The following is a 6,668-nucleotide window of genomic DNA, read 5'->3' on the forward strand; positions in this document are numbered from 1 at the left end:
CCCTTTACATAAGAAAACCGGTTCCAGCCTTGGGTATCATCTGCACCATCAATAATCGAATCCGCAGTTACAAACCTTGCAATACTCGCATCATAATAACGTGCATTATAAAAATAGAATCCACTCTCTTGGTCTAATTCTTGGGAATTGAATTTTGGAGAAAAATTTACATTTCCTCTTTGGACGAAGTTATCCCCGTACGGATCGTTTTGGATTCGGGTAAGTGTTTTTCCTTGGTCATCTAGAACGTGAGAAACTGAGTCCACCTGATCGGTGAGATAATAAGCAGCAGTTCCTTCCTCGTTTAGAGCAGCGATCCGGACTCCATTCAGATAGATATTATTGATGGATCGGAGCACATTCTCCTCATCCATATATTCTAAACCGTAGAACTTGCTAGGATATAAAATCTCTTGGTGTTTGTATTGAGCTCCATCAGGTATGAGAGCACTTTTATGAATCCGGAATCCTCCGTCGTCGTACCAATAACGTCCAATGGTATAATTCTCATTGTCCCGGATCCTAATGATCCGGTTATCAGAATCATATTCCATCTTCTTGGTTTTGTCTAAGACAGTATCCCTCTGGGTAATCATATTCCCGGAGCCATCGTAAGTCATGGTCACAGTACTGTTTCCATACTTGGAGGAATCGATATAATTGGCCTGGTGATTATTGTATAGGTAAATCCTTGCGTCTGTGATGGACCCATCTGCAGGATTATGAAACCGTTTGGCGGTTAGGTTTCCATTCTGTGCGTAAGCATAACTTTGCTGGTATTTTTTAGAATAGGCATCAGCAGGTTCTGTATAAAATCCGCTAGCATTGGTGAGTCGACTTAGACCGTCGTAAGCAAAATCGTATTTTGTCTGGTATCGTGTCCCAGTATTTTCAATACTTGTAATATTATTCTTACTATTGAAAGTATAAACTGCGTTTTGTAGAGTCTCGCTATATCCGTCTATCACCCCCGAAGAATTTAAACGTACCATTCTCAATTTTTCATCGTAATAATAGCGAGTCTCAATTCCATTTCCTAAAGTAAAGGCGGAAGTCTGTCCGAATTCGTTATAAGTGATATTCTCAACAATGGTCTTATTGCAGAGCCCTGGAAGGATACCGTTTGTATTCACTTGTACGGAGATTCCTGTGATATATCCTGCGCTCCCATAAGAATAGCATGCCCTAAGACGGGTATGATTGACCGGATGCGCCGGATAATCGATCTTAGTTACCCTTCCCAAAAGATCGTATGCATATTCCGTAATATAAGGAAGGTCGCTATTTTGGAGAGGTATTTCTTTAAAGGCACGTGTTTCTTTTTTAACACGACCTAATTTATCATAACTGAAAGTTTTGGTTTGGTTTTGGTCTTCTACCAGAACAAGCTGACCGAGAGCATTCTCACTTCCGGATCTAGAGTCGTAAGTATAATAGATCTCCCCTTCCGGCATTTTTTTAGTAATCACTCTACCTCTGGAATCATAGATAAGAGTGGTCACTCTACCAATTGCATCAGTAGTTTTGGTTACTTCTCCGAATGCATTATATTCGTGCCTTTCTACTCCAAAATCAGGATCACTTTGGACCTTCACTCTCCCAAATCCGTCATACGCCCAATACGCTTGGTTCTTACCGGATATATCCTTTTGGTTAATCCCCGTAGAAACATCGCTGCAATTTAAGGAAGATCCATCGTTTAAGTCGGACTTCTTAGTACGATTTCCAGCTAGATCGTAACAGAATCCAATTTGAGCGATGATCCCATCTCCTCCCGAATCTTCCACATAGAGGGTTCGCCCTCTACCATCCGTAACTTTACGTTTCCTAGTTCCGGAACTATGGATCTCTATTTTTTCGTATGGGTCATTATAGGTGACGGAAAGAACAGTGGGACTTGTTTCTCCCTGGGCGATCGGTAGAGTAGAAGTCTTGATCCTACCAATGGCATCGTATTCAAAGATTGTAGGATTTTTTTCCTCTAGATGTAGTGCGAAATTATCCAACTCGCTGGAATCCGTCCAATCCGACTGTCCTTGTCTAGCGACTCTTCCCGCTCCATCATAGACTATGCGACCTGTCCGAATTGTTTTGCCTTCGGAGCCAGTTTTGACAGTGTAAATAGCTCTCCCGAGCCCATCCAAATAAGACCTTGTGGCAAAATCAGGATCCCAACCCCCAGAAGGTAGTACACTTTTTGCACTTAAAGGAAAAGAAGGATTATACGAATAAGTCGCAAGGACCTTATTGCCATCGTCAGTGTCCACTTTTGTCGCGACTGTCCGACCATATGCATCGTATTCGTAAAAGGTTTTGTTTCCGTTTGGATCTGTGGTTTGGATGGGAGAACCAAAGGCGGAGGTATAATCAATCTGATATTGGGTACGGAATCGGATAGAACCTCCAAAGCTAGTTTTTTCCGTTACGAAAATTTTAAGTTCGTTATCGTAAACGTATTCTGTTCCTCTTGCAGGATTCCCGCTTACATTTTTTTCTGAGAGTGTGTTCCCCAAAGGATCATAAGTATATTCAGTAATATTAGGAGAAACAGCGGCAAGTCCTGAACCTGTATAATTGGTTTGCTTCCGAATCAAGTTTCCGACAGAATCATAGGTATTAGTTGTGGTTGTTTCATTCGCTGATGCAGCCAAAGAAACTGTCTTTTTCGTTCTGAGTTGATTGGTTGCGGAAACTGTTTCAAAATCGGTAATTGTAATTTGAGTAGTGCTGGAATGAGCTCCGTCTGAATACCAATCTGTTTCAGAGCTAGTTTGTTTGGTAAGATTATAACCGTTAAATTGAAATGAAACCTCAGACGAGATTGTCTTGGTTCCCTTCTGAAATTTTTCCGTTTTTACAGGGAGAACGAGATAACTCGAAAGTCCTCCTCCCGCATCGACTACTTTTATATCGTAAGTTCGTAGAGCAGATCCGTAATCTTGATTATCCGCACCGACTATATGAGATTCCTTCTCCGCTCCACCCAAGGCGCGGTTCATTCTAAAATCGGAATATGGAACATTATTATATATATGGGTAGTTTTCACTCCATACGGATCTTTCTGGGTAAAATTCCCGAATCCGAAAAAGTCCTTTTCTACCTTACCATTGATGAAAGCAGAGAATGCATACCCGTTACTGTATTCGTAGGTTTTAAAGATCCGATTGCTAAAACCATCATCTGCAGTGATTTTAGTACAAACTCTATAACTCCCAGCCAGATCCGGAACTCCATCCCCACCGGTATTGTCGAATTTGGTGGAGTCAGTGTATTCGAATTCGTAACTTCCCCCGATCCCGTTTTTCACGGTTTGCATAACGTCGGGAACGATCCCGTCTGACATTGCAAAATACCAAGTCGGTTCTTTTAGATGGATGATTCCTATATCAGTGAGTCCATCTCCGTTATAATCTCCTTGGATCCATTTGAATACATAAACCTTAGTCATAAGATCAGGACGATCTAGTTTAGCAGAGATTACGTTTCCACTTGGAGATATAACTTTATCAGCAGAGATATCATAGATCTTAGTATCTCCGCTTTGGGTCAGGATCGGATTTCCTTCATAATCAAAAAGCCCGTTGAATGCAGCTGACCCGGCAGTATATTGAGTTTTTGTAACGGAGTAAGTGGTTCCAGAAATCCTATATTTCGAAAAAATAATATTCGCGCCACTTGCTTTTCCGATCAGAATGGAATTGCCGGTTGTTTCTGGAACTATACCGTAAGGAACTCCTGCAGCATTGATAGAATCAAATTCCGCAGAAGTAAAAGGAAGATTTGGAGGATTTATAAGTTTTTTGAATTGGATCTTATTTTGGGAGATATCCAGAGTTCCTAAATACCAATTATGAACGCTTCCACTTCTATCCACGAGTAGTATCTGCGCCTTACCCACCCCTGTAAAGTCCCCGGAGAAGAAACTATATTGGTTTCGACTCAATCTATCCGTGCCTGAATTCCCGGATTGATCTAATCTTCCTAAAAGATAAGAAGCGGCAACATCTCCCGCAGGAGCAAGGGCTTTCACTCCGTTTTGGCTAGATATAATAAATCTACCGATTCCAGCAGTGGCTTGGTCGTCTAGAATGAGAACAGATTTGTAGGAAGCACTTTCGAAATTATCCACCACATAAGCACTTTCTGAAATATTAAAATTCCCTACTTGTGTATCCGTGAAACCTGCTAGGTTCACAGTTTCGAATGCCGTGCCGCTAGAATTGCGGACTACAGAGAATTGATTTGTACTTCCGGTTTTCTTAAAATATAAAACTTCGTCTTTAGTGGATCTAGTATATCGATCCGGTCTTCCACCAAAAGGAGTGGCGACTCCGGTTGCTTCCGGCAAGAAAGAAGTAAGTACTCCGGAAGTATAACCGGTTCCTTTTTTTAAATTGAATACTCCAGCATTTCTATCAAAAAGTAAAAGTTCAGGAGAAGCAGAACAATCGTCCGCGGTGAAACATCCCGCATAAGCGATCTCACCTTTTCCAGGAGTTTGGTTCCCATCATAAACGTAATCTAGAAGAAGAGACTTCGTACCTCCTAAAATCGGAATAGTTGCAAAACCTTTCTCTAGCTTAGCCTCGTCTTTAGGAAGAGGCGTTTTCATAACTCTATTCTGATCCGGACCATAGCTCATCTCGCTATAGATCTTATAGCGGAATCCGGTATTGGTAGCTTCTCCAATCCAGAACTTTCCATCACTTGCAGAAAAGAACCCTATATCCGTTCTTCCATCCCCGTTAAAATCTCCTTGGAGCCAACGAGTGATCTGTTTGAATTGAGGAGTTGTAGACCAGATCCGGAAATTGATGGTGCCGTTTCCAGTCTCACCTAAGGTCCATTCTCCAGTATTACGATTAAATAATAGAAAATCGGAAAATCCGTCTCCGGTAAAATCTCCCGAGAAACGATCGTTACTAAAGAGTACGTCTTCTGCTACACTAAATTGTCTATAAAGTTTCCATTGAAGTTTGAAATAGATCGGATCCGATTTATCGTCGTTACGATGGTTTTCTCCTACGATCCATTTTCCACTACGAGAATCATAAAGTGAGATATCCGTTCTTCCATCTCCGTTATAATCTCCGACAAGAAGTTGGACCTTACCTCTTCCGGTTCCATCTTTGGATTTATCTGAAGTATAAGGACTGTCTAAGTTACCGTTGGGAGAATAATCTCCTCTGAATACGTTTTGGAATTTGTTTGCAAAGCGTAGGAATTCGAAACTTCCACCCTTGTTCAACATCAAGGTCCATTGACCTGTTGGTTCGTCAAAAAGAACAGAATCAGAAAGACCGTTTCCGTCATAATCTCCCGGAAACCATTCCATCCGGAAAATATCAGGGATTCCGGACATCAATCTTCCATAATTACGAAATTGGAATATTTTGCCATCGTGTTCTGCTACAATGAAGTCTCTTGTTTCCGGTAGATAGAAAGCGATATCCGATCTTCCATCTCCGTTATAATCCCCGCTCACATTTCCTTTGAAGAAGCGGATCTTATCGGGACCGATATAATTCATATAACGGTTTGCATAAACCTTGAAATTATAACCGCCACCTCTTCTTCCTTCCGCGGCTTTCCAGTTTCCATTTTTAGGATTGAAAAATAAAATATCCGAGATCCCGTCCCCGTTAAAATCTCCTTCGAAATATTCCGTATCATCCGGAAGATCTTCCGGTTCGCTTGCAGCTTGGTTCACCACATTCTGCCAAACAAGAGAACGAGAAGCTACTTGGTAATTGAATTCCGGTTTGGTTGTGTGTCTGCTGGACTCCACTGTTTTAAGAAGTGGCCTTCCGGAATCAGGAGAAACATCATAGACCAGATCGTAATCCCAGAGTTTTCCTCCCCCATCCCAACCAACTTCTATACTGTCCAATAGGCGATCCATTTTTATGAGAAAGCCTGGTGCAGTGGAAACATAGGAATCACTTCTTGACTTAGTGATAAATTTCACATATTGACGGGCAGATGTTCCCGATCTAGAGTTTCCAGTATATCGCATTTCCTTTAAGTATAAGGACCTGTTAGCAGAATAGAAGGAGGTATCATACGTTACCTGCATGTAATTCCCGTTAAGATCCTCTGTTTTAGTTAGATACCAACTATAGGTCTGGCTGATCTTATCCGGATTATAAATACGACTAGAAGAAGTATCCCCGTAGGTTGTTTTAGTTCCGGAAGAATCACGGACTTCCCAGGTCCCTCCCGTTTCTATATTCGATAATACTAATATTGGAGCACTTTGGTCCGTGATCTCTGGTCTATATGTTCCGTTCTCACTACTAGTGGAACCGGATACTTTGATGAGTCTTTTGCCGTTCCAAGTAAAGGAATCCCGAGAATCATAAAATAAGGCTCCATATTCCGGCGTACGAGTGATGGCACCTAAACCGATATTCCAACCTATTCCGACCCATCCATCTCCTCCCGTGGAAGAATAAGAAATAGAAAGGCTGGGTTGGACTCCGGCTCTTCCTGGAGTTACTTGAATAGGATAAGAAAGAGAAACTGCTCCATAATTATTGGGCTCAGGGGGAGCGATAAAGAGCGCCCCTGATAAAGGATCCGCTTTTGTATTCGGATCGTCTATCGCCTGGCTATAATTTGTGGAGATGGAGAATAGATCGCTTCCCTCAGGAGCAGGAGCCGACCC

1 protein-coding gene is annotated in these 6,668 nt (G+C 41.9%); it reads right to left on the reverse strand.

The genetic code is table 11. The annotated features are described in order from the left end of the window. Window positions 1–6,668, reverse strand: a 6,668-nt coding sequence (locus EHO58_RS19075) for a SpvB/TcaC N-terminal domain-containing protein (protein WP_135680986.1), incomplete at both ends; no start/stop codon positions are given.

Source organism: Leptospira selangorensis (assembly GCF_004769405.1).
Lineage (GTDB): Bacteria > Spirochaetota > Leptospiria > Leptospirales > Leptospiraceae > Leptospira_B > Leptospira_B selangorensis.